This is a genomic window from Tolypothrix sp. FACHB-123, assembly GCF_014697075.1.
Lineage (GTDB): Bacteria > Cyanobacteriota > Cyanobacteriia > Cyanobacteriales > Nostocaceae > Aulosira.
The window spans coordinates 12,835-30,443 of sequence record NZ_JACJRE010000032.1 but is presented as its reverse complement, the minus strand read 5'-3'; the positions used below and the strand labels follow the sequence as shown (position 1 = coordinate 30,443).

The window sequence follows — 17,609 nt, the reverse complement described above, 5'->3', positions numbered from 1 at the left end:
CCCCCTCTCCTTTCTCTGCCCCTAGCGTACTTGAACTTGATAAGAACCCTTTACTATCTCTCTAGCAGCAACAGATGAGCCAAAATTCCAACGGATATGGGTGTAAGCTGTTGCTGGTGCTGGACGAGTTTCTTGTTTACCATTAGCAAGAGTGACTTTGATTGTCGGTTCTTCGACAAAGCTGCGTCCGCCATCAATGCTGTAGGTAATCTTTGCGCCTTGTTTATTGTTGACGGTAGCAGATTTCAGTACATACACCATTCCCTGGGGAATTGGTTGATTGATGGTGAGATTCTTGACAGCTTTATCGCCATTGTTACCACCAGTAACTGTATAACGCAACACATCTCCTGGCTGTACCACTACTTGGCCTTGCAAAGCTTGCCATGTAACTGTTTGCTTACCTTGGCTATCTTGTTGTACTACTTTCTTTTCTGCTTCTAAGCGCAACTGAACTGGTGCTTTTTTGGCATTTTGCGCGATCGCAACTTCACCATGAAATATATTGCTAACAACAGGAATTTTACCCGCAAAGGATATACCTGCAACCAGTGCGATCGCGCCTATACTGATCATGGAAAAACGTTTCATCTTAATCTCCTGCTACAAAAATTTTCAAGTCTGCAATCAATTGGCTATGTAAGTAGGGACATCTTTGGCAAAAGATGCCCCTGAATTACTGCTTTATGGTGTAGCTGTAGTACCACTAATCTTTCTTTGGAAAGTGAATGTTACCGTGCTTTGAGGTGTCACATTGCCAGATGTAACTTTGACTACATACTTAGTAACATTGGTCGCCGCAGTTGTGCCAGACTGAGCTGTACCTATTGCTGGGGGAATATTATTGTAGTAAACGATCTCTTCACCACCTGAATCGGCAGTCACATGACTAGTATCGATCTCACTATTAGTATTGTTGTCTAGCGCCCAGTTATTACCACCAGTGGTGCCGTCTTCTATAATCTGTACATTGGCAGCTTGTAAAATCTTGTTACCTGTACCTGATTGGGCCTCAGAAATGTTCTTAGAGGTAATTTGGTACTCAATAATGTTTCCAGGTGCAGGAGTTCTAGGTACATCATTAACACCAGGATTGGGGTCGGTAGCTGGTAAAGGCCCTGTACCATCTGGATCGACTGCTGGTGTGGATTCAAAATTCTCTTGACCTGCGCCAACATCTGGCCCAGTACCTTTGAGAATCCGAGATTTTTTAACCAACTTCAAGAAACCAGTGTATACCCTGTCGATAGTAATATTTCTTGGTTCACTAGTATCAATTACTGCATTAGAATTAAGATCTACAAAAGCAGTAACGGGAACTGGAAAGCCTTTCTCAATATCAGTAGACAGTGGCGTATTAGCCGGTAAATTCACCTCTACAGTGTAAGGGGCTGTATCGCCTGCTGCTACGTTATCAATCCGCACAGGATTTGTTGCACTAACAGGATTTCCTCCGACAACACCTGTTCCTGAAGTAAAAGTAAAAACGCCAGTAGTACTATTGTATGTATAGGTAGCTGTTGTATTACCATTATTGGCGCTAATGGTAACTACAGTATTGTTAGGCAAATCTGCTATATTCGTTGGTGGTGTGGGTAATAAAGAAATGTTGTTAGTACCTGTACCAGTATTCTGAATTGTATTGTTAAAGGTGACAGCATTAGGATCTATCAGACTACCGGGGGCTGTACCTGGATTTATGGCTGAAGATTTGTTGGTAAAGTCTTGATTATTATCACCATTATAATCTGCTGCTGGTGTGCCTTGAGGCCCATTTAATAAAGCTTTGAGTGTGAGTGTCAAGGTTGAGGTATCACTGGCTTCACGAACACCGTTCACTGGCGGATTGGCAGAAGCATCACCATTGTCTGTACCTGTGTTATCTTGGGTGTACAAGTCAGTGGCGTCATTTGTTGTCCTTGCAATGTTCTGAGCGTTGTTTGTTGTGTCACCTAACTGAACCGAGATTTGATCGCCATTTGTCGGATCGCCATTGTTCAATATTTTTACAGGTACACGTACTGAAATAGTCGCATCAGATGCAACAGAGTTTGTGACTCCACCACTGGGGAGATCGTTCCAACCATTGGCATCGCCGTAATTGATTTGTACTTTACCATCAAGCTGTCCTAGAGTGACTCCACTATTGTTATCTGTCACTAATGGCGATTCAGGAATAACAAATTTGGTAGGGTCGTTACCAGTGTTTTTTACACTGAAGTTGAAGTAAATGATATCGTTAGTATTATAGTCACCATCACCGTTGGCATCGGTCTTAAATGTCGGCGCATTATCGGTCACAGTTACACCAGCAACTTCTGCTACGGTGACGGTAACTGTGTTAGATGTAGCATTGAGCGGTGTAGTCGGATCGTCAGGATTATCGTAAGTCGCAGTCGCAGTGTTACTAATGGTTTGTCCCGCAGCGGTTCCTTCCGCTAAGACTGGCGCAACAAACTGGAAAACGCCATTGCTTAATAATGCTGTTGCTACTAAGGCACGGTAGAACCTGGAAGACTGTTTGATAAATCTCTGTTTTTTTGGCATGATGGAAGTGTATATATTCAATCAAAACTAGTCCTGCGTGCGATCGCAGGATTTCTTTTTTACAATGCGGTGAGAAATTGCCCAGTTAAAATAACCTAAAGCTAATAGCTTTAGGAACGCATGTTTGAGGGATTAATTATTGATTGACCTCAATTTTATGACAGCAGATATACACAAATATTTTGCCCATAGTCATGAGTGCTGTGTTCTGGGTGTATCAACAATTGCACTCATACATCACCGGAAAATATTTGTATATTTTGCTTAGGGTAACTAAAAATATACATTGTATAACTTGAATAATCTTCAGTAGAAACAATGATATTTTTTTTTGGAATAATAGAAATACGCCAAAAGATGCTATTTCTATTGATTGAAGGCAAATCTATCTTTTATGGAGATAATTACCTTATTGATGTCATATTAAGCCGGAAAAATGAAGAAAATCTGAGTATGTTTAGTTAGGAAATTTAATAAATATAAACAAAAAGAATAAATATTAAATCTTAAAAATGAGGAAAATCTGAAGATAGGCAAAAGTTGCTCAAAATTCGGTTATGTAACAGGTTATTAACTGCACATTATTGTTATAAGGTTTGCAGGATTACGGAAATTACGGTGAAAGGCTGCAAATATCGAGGTAGAAAGGGGGATATTCTTGGCTATGATTCTCAGTCCCCCATGAAGATGCAAGTAATTCTAGATGCGATCGCTCGCTGTAACTCAAGATTAAATAGGTAAGCGATTAATATCTTTATTATGGCCAATCACTACCATCGCCGTACCCCGCTCTAAGCGCTTTGTCGGTTCGGGATTAATCAGAAATTTACCATCATGACTCACAGCTAATAAATTCAACCCATAGCGGTTACGCAGTTGCAGTTCGGTGATAGTTTTTCCATGAAATTCATCAGGAACAATCACCTCGACAATACTATTATCGGGGTCGAGATCAAAGCGCTCTAAGATTGATGGTTTAGTGAGGGTGCGTGCTAAAGCACAACCTGCTTCATATTCTGGAAAGACTACATGATCTGCTCCCACCCGCTTTAATAGTTTGCGGTGAACTTCACTAGAAGCTTTAGCCACAACATGGGGGACGCCCCCCTCTTTCACGTTTAATGTAGTAATGATACTCTCTTGAATATAATTGCCAATGGCGACGATAACTGTATCAAATTCAAAAATTCCTGCTTCTTTAAGAGCAGCGGATTCTGTGGAGTCTAACTGTAAAGCATGACCAACCATCTGCTCTGTCAATGCTTCAGATACGCGCTTTTCATCAACATCTGTAGCTAGGACATCGTAACCTAATCTATGCAGTGTAGAACAGACAGAGCGACCAAAACGACCTAAACCAATCACTGCAAATTGATGGTTATCTTTACGTAAACTGCGAAAAAAGCTTAATGCTGACAGGTTCACAAGTTTTATCCTTAAATAGCGCTCCCTGGGTTTAGGGCAAAAAATTACACTGATATCCAAAAATATCTCAAAAATATTTTGGTCTATCAGTGTAAATTTTATCAGGTTATTTCTCAGCTGTTATGGAGATATCTGGATTGGGATATTGACTTTAATTATCCCACTAACAAGTTTTCTTCAGGGTAGTGAATTCGGGTAGGACGCGGATCTCCGAGAATAGCAGACATTAATAGAAGAACACCAACCCGTCCGACATACATGGTGAGAATTAATATCAGTTTAGCACTTGTGGAGACTGTTCCTGTAATCCCGGTTGACAGACCAACTGTAGCAAAAGCTGATACTACTTCAAACAGAATTTGGATAAAATCCAATTTGGGGTCTGTCAGGGAAATTAAAACTGTAGATAAAATCACCATCCCTACAGAACCAACTAAAACGCCAACAGCTTTTAAAATGAGATTGATTGCTATTTTTCGTTCATATAATAATACTTCTTCTTTCCCTTGGAGAATTGATTGAGTACAACTGGTAAGAACTCTCAATGTGGTGGTTTTCATCCCGCCACCAGTACCGCCAGGGCTAGCACCAATAAACATCATTGCCAGGGTGATAAACAAACCAGCAGTTGTCATTTTACTAATATCAATCGTGTTAAATCCAGCAGTTCTAGGGGTAACAGATTGAAACCAGGCTAATAAAAACTGATCGCGTAAACTCATGCCGCCAAAGGTTTGGGGGTTGCGATATTCGATACAAAGAAAGGCAAGAGTACCAATAAACAACAGTAATAACGTGGTGCTAGTGGCAACTTTAAAATCTAGCGAGAATATTTGGCAGGCTGTTTTTCTCATGAAGCGATCGCGTAACCACAGGTACATTTCTAAAATTACCTGATAACCAATCCCCCCAAAGATAATTAATGTTGTAATTGTGAAGACGACCAGAAAAGATGACTGATAGCCAATTAAGTTATCTTTAAACAGACTAAAACCAGCATTATTCCAAGCATTAATACTATGAAAAATTGCTAGCCACAATCCTTTATCCCAACCATGCTCAGGGACAAATGCTGGTAGTAATAAAAACACTCCTGTAATTTCAAAAATTAAAGTAGTAGCAATAATTGAGCGAATTACTTGAGCGCTACCACTAATTCCGGTTCGGTCTAAGGCTTGTTGAATGGCGATTTTATCTCGCAAGTCAAATTTGCGCCCAATCAGCAAAATCAAAAAGGTGGTGGTAGTCATGTAACCTAAACCGCCAATTTGCGCTAATAGGGCAATAAAAAATTGACCCCAAAAGGAAAAATATGTGCCCGGATCGACTACCGATAAACCAGTTACACAAACTGCCGATGTTGAGGTAAATAGGGCGACAATTGGATCGTTCCAATGCCCGCTAGTAGTTGAAAAAGGCAGCATCAGTAGGAGAGTTCCTACAGTGATAACTGCTAAAAAGCCTAAACAAATTGTACGGGCAACAGTCATACCGGGGTAAGATTCATAAATTTTGTTAAAGGGGTATGCATGGGGTTTAGCCTGCCAAAAATTCAAAACACCCTTATTCAATTAAAAACACACATGGTAGCCTACGAATATGTTTATTTAAATTCTGTTTCGTCTTAACACCGCTTTCTTCATGAGTGCAACAATTTACCAACAAATTCAGCAATTTTACGATGCTTCCTCTGGTCTTTGGGAAGACATTTGGGGCGAACATATGCATCACGGCTACTACGGGCCGAATGGTACGCATAAAAAAGACCGTCGTCAGGCGCAAATTGATTTAATTGAAGAACTGCTGAATTGGGCAGAGGTAGAAACGGCGGCAAATATCTTGGATGTGGGCTGTGGAATTGGTGGTAGTTCTCTATACTTAGCTGAGAAGTTTCAAGCTAGGGCGACGGGAATTACTCTTAGCCCCGTACAAGCCGCTAGAGCCACAGAACGCGCCCAAGAGTTAAATTTGAGCGATCGCAGTCAGTTTCTTGTGGCTAATGCCCTAGAAATGCCCTTTGCAGACAATAGTTTTGACTTGGTTTGGTCTTTGGAAAGTGGCGAACACATGCCGGATAAAACCAAGTTTCTGCAAGAGTGCTACCGAGTACTCAAACCTGGCGGTAAGTTAATTATGGTGACTTGGTGTCATCGCCCAATTGATAACTCGCCGTTGACTGCTGATGAACAAAAACATTTGCAGGAAATTTACCGGGTATATTGTTTACCTTATGTGATTTCCTTACCAGAGTATAAAGCGATCGCGCATCAACTCCCCCTACAAAATATTCGCACGGCTGATTGGTCAACTGCTGTCGCCCCATTTTGGGATTTTGTGATTGATTCGGCGTTTACGCCTCAGGCGATTTGGGGTTTATTAACTGCCGGTTGGACAACAATTGTCGGGGCGCTATCACTAGGTTTGATGCGTAGCGGTTATCAACGCGGGTTGATTCGGTTTGGGTTGTTGTGCGGGAATAAATAATGAATCTGTTTTCTGGACAAAAGTCTTTTGGGGTGTGGGGTCGCTGGCTTTATGCTTTTTGGCAGTTTTCCCGCCCACACACAATTATTGGTACCAGTTTAAGTGTCTTTGCGTTGTATTTAATTGCAATTGCTGCTGGTAATAATGGTAATTTCTCCTTCACACATATTTTCGGAGCTTGGCTGGCCTGTTTCTGTGGCAATGTTTATATTGTGGGGCTGAATCAACTGGAAGATATTGAGATTGATAAGATTAATAAGCCACATCTTCCTCTAGCTTCCGGGGCTTTTTCGGTTACACAAGGCAAATTAATTGTCGCGATTACTGGCATTTTTGCATTAGTAATTGCTTGGTTTAATGGCCCTTTTTTATTGGGAATGGTAGCGATTAGTTTAGCTATTGGTACGGCTTATTCTTTACCACCAATGCGCTTGAAACGCTTTCCTTTTTGGGCGGCTTTTTGTATTTTTTCCGTGCGAGGGACGATTGTTAATTTAGGGTTATTTTTGCACTTTAGCTGGTTATTACAGCAAAATCTCTCGATTTCCGGGACAGTTTGGGCGCTGACGGTGTTTATTTTGGTGTTTACCTTTGCGATCGCTATTTTTAAAGATATCCCCGATATGGAAGGCGATCGCTTATACAATATCACTACCTTAACCATTCAACTAGGGCCGAAAGCAGTCTTTAATTTGGCGCTTTGGGTATTGACTACTTGCTATTTAGGGATGATTTTAGTCGGGGTGTTACGTTTAGCTGAAGTTAACCCTGTTTTTTTAGTCATTACCCATTTGATAGTGCTGTGCTTGATGTGGGTACGCAGTTTAGCAGTAGAGACACAAGAAAAACGAGCAATTACCCAATTCTACCAATTCATCTGGAAACTGTTTTTCATTGAGTATTTGATTTTCCCTATCGCCTGTCTTTTGGCTTAGAAAAATGCAAGAAACCTTTCACACAACTGATGTTTTGGCAATTGTTGCAGTAGTTTCTAGTATCTCTTTCCTGATTTATTTTGCTGTCAAAACTTTGCTGACTTCTAATTTATTTCAAAAGGGTGTCAATCTTTATCAACAGCAAGATTATCAAGGTGCAGAAGCCGCTTTTCGCCAAGTTATGGCGCAGAATTCTACTAATGATATGGTACGCTTGCTGTTAGGAGATGTTTTAAGAGAGCAAGGTAACATTGCAGAAGCGAAAGCATGTTATGAAGATGCAATTAGTCACAGTCCGAAAAATCCTCAAGGTTACTTGCGGTTAGCTAATGTGCTAATGCAACAAGAACAGCGAGAAGCAGCAATAAATAACCTGCAACAAGCGAAAGATTTATTGCAGAAACAACGTCAACCAGAAAAGGCGGAAAAAATTACTCAGCTTTTAGAGAAGATGAAAGCTAAATTAAAGTAACCGTATTCAGTTGTCAAATCTTGTAATCTTAGCTCCCCGACTTCTTCAAAAAAATCGGGGAGCTTGTTTGTATATCTCTAAATTTTTATGGAGACACATCTAAACCATAATTCTGATACAGAGTTTTAATTTTCTCTTGGATAAGCGATCGCACATTTTCTGGTGCGACAATTACACAATCGGGTGCATATTGCATTACCTCGCGAATGAACCAAAATGTACTAGAAACACGCCTAATAACACGCTTGACTCGTGGTTGATCTGGTAGCCATTCATTGATTTTGTCTTCGAGTTTGGCTTGATAAGCAAAAGCTAAACCCGCAAACAGATGCATTTCTACATCTATCTCTGCTAACCCAGAACTCCGCCACTCACCAACAATCGGCGAAACAGCAGCATCTTGAATCCTGTCTAAACGTAAACTCCAATTGTGCTGTAAGTCTTCCACATCCAAGTTACCCTCAGTCTCTTCACACCAGCAATCAAGATATTGGCGCTTTTCATGCAGTGTAACTTTGGCGTAACGGACAGTAAAATTCCAGATATGCTGTCTCGCATCTTGATAACTTAGTTGAAATGGTTGCTCTCGTAAAATGTAACGATCTATTTCTAAACGCCAAGCTGGCGGTAAGTTTCCTAAAAAATTGTCAATTTCAGTACGCAGAGGTATAGATAGTTCGCTACGCTCAAGTAATAATTGTGCTATTATTTGCGCTTGCTCATTTTGCCCAATATCAGCTAATACCAGCATTGCACGGTGAACAGCACGCAGACGCGATTCTGACCAGTCATGATTTTTACCAATAATTAAATGATGACGAGCGATCGCTTCTATTAGTTTAGAGATATTTGGGCGATCGCCCCACTTCATGCCAAACTCTAGCGCTAAGTTTTCTAACTCGGCTTTATCTCGTTCTGATATCGATAAAGTTATAGACTGACCCTTTCTACTCATAAATTTGTCCGTATACTTTGTCCGTATTTCCTCTTGTCAACTTCTATTTTGCGTGCCAATATTGTTTTTAACAACCAGTTACGGACACTATTTAAGTTTATGTCCGAAAGTTACAAAATTAATCTCAAATCTGTTTATTCGCAAACAGTCCCCACACCTAAAGGTGTACAATTACCGAAAGATTGGTCATTATCTTGGCATCAAGCAGCAACTTTAGAAGCTTTACGCGATCCAAATATTGATGTAATATTCAACAACGCCATGACAGGCGATGGTAAAAGTTTGGCAGCATATTTAGAAGTGCTTCAAGGTGAATCTTCCGCTATTGGACTTTACCCAACTAATGAACTAGCGCGTGACCAAGAAATACAAATACAAGGATATATTGCAGCATTTCAACCTCCAAATCAACCCCGTGTAGTGCGACTCAGTGGTGCTGATTTAGAAATATATGCCGAAAATGAAGGCTTAAAGAAAAGTGCTGCGATCGCAACTCTCACCAGCCAGCGAGAAGCATTATTAACTAATCCGGATATTTTCCATTATTTACATCGCGGTGCTTATATTATTAAGGGTGATAGTCCAGATAAATTATGGGGCAGAATCGATAAAGATTTTGACTTATTTCTTGTAGATGAATTTCATGTATTTGCTGCTCCCCAAATTGCCAGCATTATTAATACAATGTTATTAATTAGCTGCACCAATCGCCGTAAAAAATTTCTGTTTCTTTCAGCCACACCAGATAAAAATTTAATTAATAAACTTGAAACAGCAGGATTTCGTTGTCGAGAAATCAATCCTTACGAACAAAATAAATATCAATTTCCTGAGACTGAAGCACAAGAACAGCAATTAAGATATCAGGGATGGCGGCAAGTAGCACGACCAATTGCTTTAAATTTTATCCCCTTAGAACCAGCTTTTAAAGCTTCAGAAACCTGGTTAAAAGAAAATGCTGATTTGATTGTTAATCAATTTCAACAATATCCAGGTAGTAAAGGCGCAATTATTCTCAATTCTATTGCAGCAGTTAAGCGACTAACTCCATTTTTTCAAGAAATTTTACAGCCTTATGGTTTAAAAGTAGGCGAAAATACCGGACTTTCTGGTAAAACAGTTAAAGAACAAAGTCTTGCTGCTGACTTAGTTATTGGTACAAGTACAATTGATGTAGGCGTTGATTTTAAAATTAACTTTTTAATTTTTGAATCATCAGATGCAGGTAATTTTACCCAGCGTTTAGGCAGGTTAGGCAGACATGATGGCTATGACAAAGAAGGGCAGAAAATTGAGTTTGTAAATTTCACAGCTTATGCGCTTGTACCTAACTTTTTAGTCGAGCGTTTATTTCAGGTAGAATCTCCGCCCTTAACAGTTAATTGTATTTGCGATCGCCCGTTTTTACAAAACACCATTAAAGAGCAATATCGCCAAATTAATGATTTTCAGGGATATTATCGCCGTTGGGGTGCTGTACAGTCTTTTTGGTTATGTTCTCAATTAAGCGATCGCACGATTCAACAACAGTATGCCCAAAGCCGAGATAAATTTCAAACAGTCAGTGAGCAAGTCTTTAATACCAGTCTGAAATCGATGGCTGGACGGATTAAAGGATGGGCTAAAGAATGGCAAGAAATCTCTGGAAAATCAGGAAATCCTATTGCTGAAGATGCAGCTAGTTTTCGCGGTTCTAGTCCATTGCAATGTGGTTTGTATGACTTAACCGAAGCCAACGAAGTAGATAGATTTAAAACCTACGACTTACCCGGAATTTTGAGCAACTTAGATATTGAAATGTGGACTGAGGCAGCATTTACACGGACACTGAAAGAAACTGCACAACGCACCGGACAAGCGATCGCCAAAGGTAGATTTGCTCACTGTCTAGCATTTATCAAGCTGCGTTCTTACCGTGAGGAACGGTTGAACTGGAAATTTACCTACCCTGGCGACTTACAACCAATAACAGACGCTTGGAAAGTCCAGGTTTTAACAGGTATAGAAGTTTGGCAACCTGAAAACCAATGGATTAGGGAGATAAACAAACGCTTAAAAACACAGGGTTTGGTATGTTATGTGCTTCGCCGTCCAGTTGCAGAAGTGCGAATGCGGCTAAGACTACCAATGCATTTTCAAATTTACCCGATTAGCGACCAGTACAGTGTTCATGATGCTAACACACCGTATGCGATCGCGTTTGGTCACTCTGCACTACTACTAGATACGCTGGCGTACACCTTTAAAAGCAAAGGGGATGAAATTTGGATTGCTTCAGCTTCCAATCCCTAATAGAGAGTTGGAGTAGCCTGTTTAGTATATACATCTAAGTCAGTTCGCTATCAATAAGTTGAATAGTTACCGCTATGAGTAAACCAATTCCCAATGATTACATAAATCTACTAGTGCAAGTAAAACAACGCATACGTTCTGCCCAGTATGAAGCACTGAAGGCAGTTAATAAAGAACTCATTGCGCTGTACTGGGATATTGGGAAGATGATTGTTACCCGACAACAAGGAGATAGTTGGGGTAAATCTGTAGTGGAAAAGTTAGCAAAAGACTTGCAAACAGAATTTCCTGGAATTAGTGGTTTTTCTACTGCTAACCTCTGGCGGATGAGGCTTTTTTATGAAACTTATGCCGCGAACGAAAAACTCGCACCATTGGTGCGAGAAATTGGATGGACTCACAATATAGTCATTTTAGAGAAGTGCAAAGATAACCTAGAACGGGAATTTTATATCAAAATGACTCGTAAGTTTGGTTGGACAAAGAATGTTTTGATTCACCAAATTGAGAATCAGACTTATGAAAAAACTCTGCTAAATCAAACCAATTTTGATCAGACTGTTTCAGCAGAGATTCGCAATCAATTGAAACTTGCAGTTAAAGATGAATATACTTTTGACTTTTTGGAACTAGCAGATGAACATAATGAACGACAGCTAGAGGAGGCAATTTTAACAAGAGTTGAACCATTTTTACAGGAAATGGGTGGAATATTTGCTTTTATCGGTAGTCAATATCGCTTAGAAATTGATGATGAAGAATATTTTATAGATATCTTGTTATATCATCGCAGTTTAAAGTGTTTGGTAGCAATAGAACTCAAAATAGGTAAATTTTTACCTGAATATGTAGGTAAAATGCAGTTTTATCTAGCTGTTTTAGATGACAAAGTAAAGCTAGCTGATGAAAATCCTTCCATTGGAATTATTCTTTGCAAATCTAAGCAGAGAACGATTGTTGAATATGCACTGAAAGAATCTAATAAGCCAATTGGTGTAGGAACATATCAAATAGTTTCAACACTACCTCAAGAATTAAAAAATCAGCTTCCGGCTCCTGAACAAGTTGCCAAATTACTTGAAGGATTTGAATAAAGTTTTAGAATGAGCAAATGAATGTTGACGATTATTCACCAAAATGGAGGATCATCAAATGCAAGACCACACTCCAACAATTGCAGAATTGCAAGAATTAGCCTTACAACTTCCTGAAAAAATTCCTTACTTAAAAATGTTAGTGCTGTTTGGTTCTAGAGCTACTGGTAACGCCAACGCAAAAAGTGACTGGGATTTTGCAGTTTTGTGTGATGAAGAACAGCGCGAAGCTTACATAAAAAATAATATTTCAGGTTTGTTTGAATTACCTATGCTGCTTGGCGAAGTATTAAAAATCAATGCTGACCACATTGATATTGTAGAACTTAACCAATGCTCTTGGCTAATAGCTCATTTCGTGGCTCGTGATGGAATTCTCTTGTTTGAAAAATATCCTGAGCAATTTGAATCTTTTCGATTAAATTCCTTAAAAACTGAATCAGAGTTAAAGAAATTTCGGCAAGAGCAACATCAAATTATTGAAAGAGAACTAAATAAGTGGGGAGCATGAGTAATATAGATCCCGAAATAGTTTTAGTGAGACTTAGGTTCATTACCAAATATTACAACACGTTAGAAGAGTTTCGAGCTACTACTCTCGATGACTTCTTAGCTGATTTCCGTCAACAACTTGTTGTAGAAAGACTACTACAATTAATCGCTCAAGCTGCGATAGATATCAACGATCATATCTTGTCGAAGCTAAATCCAGGGAATTCAAATACTAACTTTGAAGCTTTTATTGAGCTTGGTAAATATGGTGTAATTTCTCCCGAACTAGCAAGACAATTGGCACCATCAGCAGGATTAAGAAATCGCCTAGTTCATGAATATGACGATATAGATCCGCAGCAAGTTTTTCGGGCAATTAGTTTCGCATTACAGCAATATCCACTGTATGTCAGACAAGTCAACTCATATTTAATTTCCTTGAGTGAAGAGAATGGCTAAAAAAAGTAAAGCTGCAAAAGCTTCAGATGAATATCAGCAATTATCACTTTTAGATATAGAAAACACTGCAAATTCTGAGTCATTGGATGAAGATTGGTTATCAGGTGATTTTGGTTTTGATAGTGATGACAATCGCACTATCGCAACTAAACAACAATTACTCACACTCAAGCTACTGCAAGAAGCGATTAAAGCGCAAAATCCTGATGATATAGTCATGGCAGATTTTGCCCAATATGTTTTACCTAATCTGCTAAAAATAGCAATTGGTGTCACAGCTAAAGGTGGTAAATTTTTTGATAAAATAGACCAACAGCGAGAAGCCGCAGGTGACACTAGAGTTAGGCGAGATAATGCAGCAGATCAATCACTTAATACACATTTACTCAATGGTTTATTTCCGGCAAATTTAATTGAGAAACGTTTAGAAAATCTAGATACAACTATTCGGCGGGTAGTCAAAGAACGAGAACGGCGTTTAGTCATTGCTGGGTTCATTTTACATGACTTTGAAAAATTTCCCGATGTCACAGAAAATTGCCGCAAATTAGCCTTAGCAGAACATCGTCAAATTATTGATGAAAAAATCAAACAACTAGGACTTAATAAGTTTATCAATCCCGATAATCCAGAAACTTATACAGAATATATTGACGATTTATTATGCTTGGCTTACAATGCTCAACGTCGTTGGGATACTAACTGGAATTTTTCGGAATTTGGCTTAAATCCTGTTCTTAAAGACCGTACTCTTCGCTGTCTTGCTGATTTAACTTGTTTAGCTGATTCTCTCGCTTCTATTATTAAACATCCCCAAGATGCAGAAAATCCGAGATTGCAAGAAATTATTCATAATCTCAGTGATGGACAACTGAAATTTACCTATCACCGTATTGCTGAAAACCGGGGTGTTTTAACTAATGTTGTTAATAATGCCGTAATTCAAGCTTATACTAGCCTCAATACGGATGAGCAGATATATTATGAACCTTTACTATATCTGCCAACAGGAGTAATTTATCTCGCAGCGCGTAATGCTCCTTATCTATCTACAAAAGAGTTACCAGACCTTGTAGTTAATAATATTAAGTTCCTATGTGCAGGACAATTAAAACTCAGACAAACAGGATTTGGTCGTGATGGTAAAGGCATGAAATATGCCGAATATTATAACTTATTTTTTGATTCTCCCGACTTAATGGAAGTAGCTTTAGATGCAACATTACGCATTTTAAGTTCTACTAAACCATCTGTTGCTAAAAGTCGCAGTGAAAATTTAGTTAAGTTTCAACAACAAGGTGTTTTACCTGCTGAGTTTGATTTTAAATTTACCGATGATATCCGCATTGACCAAATAGCAGAATTTGGCGATTTAGTCAGTCGTAAAATTTGGGATGAAGCCGTTAACAGGATTGAAGCAATTCGCAAGAAAGATAAAAAATTACCCGCAATACCTGCTTTTGATTTAACTCATAAAGTCGCTGAATTCTGGAATTTAACAGAATATATTCCTGAGATTCGCCACATTCAGCGCATTAATGAAAGCCTGAAAAAAAACAAGTTAAAAGGTAATACTGGCGGCGTACCTTATGAATGGTATTATCTCGCTGCTAAATATTTAGAAACACATCCAGGTGTGGAAGATGTCAGGGAAATTTGCCAGCAAGTTATTGAATATTTGACAGGTTTAATTTCACCCATTCTTGCTCAATATCAATTACCTGATGGTTGGGATGATTTAAGGCAATGGGTATCACGAGTGGTGATGTTGCCAAATACAAATCAACAACAATCAACTGAAACGCAAACAGAGAATTTTCTCAATGAGTTAGGTAACTATAATGCTGCTAAAAAACCAGGAAGAGGAAGACAATTAATTTGTTCAATTTCCCATTCTGCTTACACAGTAACAGAGCAGATGGAATCAGCAGTTTTATTTACACCGCAAGTTTATACAAATAAACAAATGTTAGGTGGTTCTAATGCCAAGCGCAATATTTCCAGCATTGCAGGTGTGGAAATGATGCTGCGACAAATTTTGATGAATCAAACTCAAGCAGTAGGTAAACGTTTTGAAGATGGTAAATATCGCTATCTCTACTTTTATCCAACTTATTACTTTACCCCAGAAACTAATAAATTTTTACAGAAAGCTTATAGTGGTGTAGCTCAAACTCGCTTTGATACTAGCATCCGCAATCATTTTATCACCAAGGATTTTCAAGCACATTTAGATAAAGAAAATTATCAAAGTGTGGATAGTTTTTTAATAGATGAAAATCTCAATAATGAAAAAGACCGGACATTTAAGCTTGCTTATCCTGAAGACCAGCCTTTAACATTTTATTTCATGGCGCTACCTCCAGGAAGAGACAGCACAGATACGGAATCTTGGATTATGCCTACTTGGTTAGCCTTTGCTTTCCCGATGATTTTGGATGTCAAAACTGTAGTTTCAGAATCGCCAATTCCACCATTTAATGATGGTGCAGAGTTTGAAGAAAGCGTTTTTCTTGACAGTGCGCCTCATGCTTTTCGCGCTTTGGTAAAAAGAGATAGGTTCCGTTTAGACTACATTTTGGAAGGTTGGCAAGAAAATGGTATTCAATACCCTGCTCCCCTGAATGTGTTGACTGCTGCTTACGCCATTCATTTAGATGTGAATGCGCGGCAAGGTAAATCTGGTTATGATGCCAACTGGGGAAGATTTAGCGAATTAGCTAAGGATTTAGAAACTAGTCCTTTGTATGTATTTTATTATCTAAATCGTTGGGCACGTAACCAGGGAGTTGACTCAGCCAGAATTGAAAAGATTCGGCTTTATACCTATCATTTTTATCCTTGTTTTGACCCTTATGCAAAATTTGACTACACCAAAGAGGAATTAATTGTGGGAGAAGAATCAAGTCTCAATCATCCTAAGAAATTAACGGAACTTTATCGCCGCTTTTATAGAGCTAATAAGCGATATAATCCCAAAGCTAATGCTGTATTAAAACCGATTGATATTGCATCTGAAACTATACTTAAAGCTGAGTTAAGTGTATTTCGGGGTGAAACATTAGTTACAGCTGTAGCCGCCGAAGTTTTTAAACTCATGGATCGCGTTCATTCTTCCACTGCTGAGGGACGCTGGGTAATGAGTAAACGGGAGGAAGAACGACAAGCGATTTTAGATTTTGCACAGTACTTTGTAGTTGAGGTATTTGAAAAATCTTTTGCAGGCGATCGCGCTCGTTTAGCAGGCCGTCAACTCAACTTAATTCGCGATACTTGTGAGTTTCTTTATCGCTTAGAAGACGACAAAGAAAATCTAGAGAAAAATCAAAAGTTGCCGGAATCAGATAATGAATAAATAACAGCTATTTTCAGCTAACGACTTTGCAAATGACATCGCATAATCATATTTTTTGGAGAAATATCATGGCTTTGCTCAAAACAGTTGAACCTAAATTATTTCAAACTGCCATTCCCTACAAACCAATGGGTAAATATGTCCACTTTTTAACTATTCGTATCACCGAATCATACCCATTATTTCAAACAGATGGAGAACTCAATAAAGCCAGAGTTAGGGCTGGAGTCAAAGATAAAACTACAATTAGCCGCCTGTCAATGTTCAAACGCAAACAATCAACACCAGAAAGGTTAGTTGGGCGGGAATTGCTGCGTAATTATGGCTTGATGACTGCTGAAGAATGCGAATACAACGTTAATTTTGCAATGGATAATCCTGATTGTATTATTTATGGATTTGCGATTGGTGATTCTGGCTCAGAGAAATCAAAAGTCGTTGTAGATACCGCATTTTCAATTACAGCTTTTGATGAATCACACGAAACTTTTACCCTGAATGCTCCTTATGAAAATGGTACAATGGCAGCAAAAGGAGAAAAGAAGTCAGATGGTAAATTAGATGGTGAACTAGGTTCAGTAACAGCCAGAATTAACCAGCAGGATCATATTCTACCGCAAACTTTCTTTCCTAGTATTGTCACATTAAAAGACCCAACTGAAGCTAGTTTTCTTTACGTATTTAATAACATCCTCCGGACTCGCCATTATGGAGCGCAAACAACCCGCACAGGTCGCGTAAGAAATGAGTTAATTGGTGTTATATTTGCTGATGGAGAAATTACTAGTAATTTACGCTGGACTCAAGCAATATACGACAAAATGCAGTCAAATAACAGTATCAATTCTCCTGAACCGTTAGATGAAGATGATGTAATATCTGCTGCTAAAAGTGCGATCGAGGAATTAATGGCTGATGAATTTATTGTTCATACTGACTTTATTGGTGAGACTTTTGTACCCTTGCTAAGTGAAGTTAAAGCGCTCACAAATAGCGAAGCAGGAATAAAATCAATTTTACAAAAAGCTGATGCAGAAGCTAAAGAATACGCTAACAAACACATCAGCAAAAAGAAATCGGCTGCTAAAGCAGGGTAATC

At 38.9% G+C, this 17,609-nt stretch carries 14 protein-coding genes; 9 read left to right on the top strand and 5 right to left on the bottom strand.

Annotation, left to right across the window (positions count from 1 at the left end):
* Positions 1–21: 21 nt before the first annotated feature.
* The 4 genes from H6G41_RS20455 to H6G41_RS20440 all read right to left on the bottom strand — a co-directional run bounded on the left by H6G41_RS20455 (position 22) and on the right by H6G41_RS20440 (position 5,462).
* On the bottom strand, positions 22–591 hold the full coding sequence (locus H6G41_RS20455) for a DUF11 domain-containing protein (RefSeq protein ID WP_190748045.1): 570 nt from the start codon (positions 589–591) through the stop codon (positions 22–24).
* A gap of 93 nt (positions 592–684) precedes the next feature.
* Complete coding sequence (locus H6G41_RS20450) at positions 685–2,547, bottom strand: hypothetical protein (RefSeq protein WP_190748043.1); 1,863 nt, start codon at positions 2,545–2,547, stop codon at positions 685–687.
* A 729-nt stretch (positions 2,548–3,276) separates the two neighbouring features.
* Positions 3,277–3,972, bottom strand: coding sequence for an NAD-binding protein (locus H6G41_RS20445; protein WP_190748041.1), 696 nt, complete (start codon positions 3,970–3,972; stop codon positions 3,277–3,279).
* A gap of 155 nt (positions 3,973–4,127) precedes the next feature.
* Complete coding sequence (locus tag H6G41_RS20440) at positions 4,128–5,462, bottom strand: TrkH family potassium uptake protein (RefSeq protein WP_190748039.1); 1,335 nt, start codon at positions 5,460–5,462, stop codon at positions 4,128–4,130.
* 151 nt (positions 5,463–5,613) lie between these two features.
* Between H6G41_RS20440 and H6G41_RS20435 the strand changes: the two genes are divergently transcribed.
* From H6G41_RS20435 to H6G41_RS20425, 3 genes are read left to right on the top strand one after another with little or no spacing between them, the layout of a single operon-like run.
* Complete coding sequence (locus H6G41_RS20435) at positions 5,614–6,456, top strand: methyltransferase domain-containing protein (RefSeq protein WP_190748037.1); 843 nt, start codon at positions 5,614–5,616, stop codon at positions 6,454–6,456.
* On the top strand, positions 6,456–7,391 hold the full coding sequence (locus H6G41_RS20430; protein WP_190748035.1) for a homogentisate phytyltransferase: 936 nt from the start codon (positions 6,456–6,458) through the stop codon (positions 7,389–7,391). The genes H6G41_RS20435 and H6G41_RS20430 overlap by 1 nt, the downstream gene beginning before the upstream one ends.
* A gap of 4 nt (positions 7,392–7,395) precedes the next feature.
* Positions 7,396–7,863, top strand: a complete 468-nt coding sequence (locus H6G41_RS20425; RefSeq protein ID WP_190748033.1) for a tetratricopeptide repeat protein — start codon at positions 7,396–7,398, stop codon at positions 7,861–7,863.
* Between the two features lie 85 nt (positions 7,864–7,948).
* Here H6G41_RS20425 and H6G41_RS20420 read toward each other — a convergent pair whose 3' ends face one another.
* Positions 7,949–8,818, bottom strand: coding sequence for a WYL domain-containing protein (locus H6G41_RS20420; protein WP_190748031.1), 870 nt, complete (start codon positions 8,816–8,818; stop codon positions 7,949–7,951).
* Between the two features lie 99 nt (positions 8,819–8,917).
* Here H6G41_RS20420 and cas3 point away from each other — a divergent pair, with 99 nt between their 5' ends.
* The 6 genes from cas3 to cas7d all read left to right on the top strand — a co-directional run bounded on the left by cas3 (position 8,918) and on the right by cas7d (position 17,607).
* Positions 8,918–11,110 carry a type I-D CRISPR-associated helicase Cas3' gene (gene cas3, locus H6G41_RS20415; protein WP_190748029.1) on the top strand — a complete coding sequence of 731 codons (2,193 nt, stop codon included), beginning with the start codon at positions 8,918–8,920 and terminating at the stop codon, positions 11,108–11,110.
* A 74-nt stretch (positions 11,111–11,184) separates the two neighbouring features.
* The gene (locus tag H6G41_RS20410; RefSeq protein WP_190748027.1) at positions 11,185–12,204 is read left to right on the top strand and encodes a PDDEXK nuclease domain-containing protein; all 1,020 of its coding nucleotides are present in this window, start codon (positions 11,185–11,187) and stop codon (positions 12,202–12,204) included.
* Between the two features lie 58 nt (positions 12,205–12,262).
* Complete coding sequence (locus tag H6G41_RS20405) at positions 12,263–12,715, top strand: nucleotidyltransferase domain-containing protein (protein WP_190748025.1); 453 nt, start codon at positions 12,263–12,265, stop codon at positions 12,713–12,715.
* On the top strand, positions 12,712–13,155 hold the full coding sequence (locus H6G41_RS20400; RefSeq protein WP_190748023.1) for a DUF86 domain-containing protein: 444 nt from the start codon (positions 12,712–12,714) through the stop codon (positions 13,153–13,155). The genes H6G41_RS20405 and H6G41_RS20400 overlap by 4 nt, the downstream gene beginning before the upstream one ends.
* The gene (cas10d, locus tag H6G41_RS20395) at positions 13,148–16,510 is read left to right on the top strand and encodes a type I-D CRISPR-associated protein Cas10d/Csc3 (protein WP_190748020.1); all 3,363 of its coding nucleotides are present in this window, start codon (positions 13,148–13,150) and stop codon (positions 16,508–16,510) included. The genes H6G41_RS20400 and cas10d overlap by 8 nt, the downstream gene beginning before the upstream one ends.
* 68 nt (positions 16,511–16,578) lie before the next feature.
* Positions 16,579–17,607: a type I-D CRISPR-associated protein Cas7/Csc2 gene (cas7d, locus tag H6G41_RS20390; protein WP_190748018.1), complete on the top strand. Its 1,029-nt coding sequence runs from the start codon at positions 16,579–16,581 to the stop codon at positions 17,605–17,607.
* Positions 17,608–17,609 lie beyond the last annotated feature (2 nt).

What these genes read in the sequence shown, in the direction of transcription:
- H6G41_RS20455 (WP_190748045.1), bottom strand. Translation starts at nt 591, where the DNA reads ATGAAACGTTTTTCCATGATCAGTATAGGCGCGATCGCACTGGTTGCA.
- H6G41_RS20450 (WP_190748043.1), bottom strand. Translation starts at nt 2,547, where the DNA reads ATGCCAAAAAAACAGAGATTTATCAAACAGTCTTCCAGGTTCTACCGT.
- H6G41_RS20440 (WP_190748039.1), bottom strand. Translation starts at nt 5,462, where the DNA reads ATGACTGTTGCCCGTACAATTTGTTTAGGCTTTTTAGCAGTTATCACT.
- H6G41_RS20435 (WP_190748037.1), top strand. Translation starts at nt 5,614, where the DNA reads ATGAGTGCAACAATTTACCAACAAATTCAGCAATTTTACGATGCTTCC.
- H6G41_RS20430 (WP_190748035.1), top strand. Translation starts at nt 6,456, where the DNA reads ATGAATCTGTTTTCTGGACAAAAGTCTTTTGGGGTGTGGGGTCGCTGG.
- H6G41_RS20425 (WP_190748033.1), top strand. Translation starts at nt 7,396, where the DNA reads ATGCAAGAAACCTTTCACACAACTGATGTTTTGGCAATTGTTGCAGTA.
- H6G41_RS20420 (WP_190748031.1), bottom strand. Translation starts at nt 8,818, where the DNA reads ATGAGTAGAAAGGGTCAGTCTATAACTTTATCGATATCAGAACGAGAT.
- cas3 (WP_190748029.1), top strand. Translation starts at nt 8,918, where the DNA reads ATGTCCGAAAGTTACAAAATTAATCTCAAATCTGTTTATTCGCAAACA.
- H6G41_RS20410 (WP_190748027.1), top strand. Translation starts at nt 11,185, where the DNA reads ATGAGTAAACCAATTCCCAATGATTACATAAATCTACTAGTGCAAGTA.
- H6G41_RS20405 (WP_190748025.1), top strand. Translation starts at nt 12,263, where the DNA reads ATGCAAGACCACACTCCAACAATTGCAGAATTGCAAGAATTAGCCTTA.
- H6G41_RS20400 (WP_190748023.1), top strand. Translation starts at nt 12,712, where the DNA reads ATGAGTAATATAGATCCCGAAATAGTTTTAGTGAGACTTAGGTTCATT.
- cas10d (WP_190748020.1), top strand. Translation starts at nt 13,148, where the DNA reads ATGGCTAAAAAAAGTAAAGCTGCAAAAGCTTCAGATGAATATCAGCAA.
- cas7d (WP_190748018.1), top strand. Translation starts at nt 16,579, where the DNA reads ATGGCTTTGCTCAAAACAGTTGAACCTAAATTATTTCAAACTGCCATT.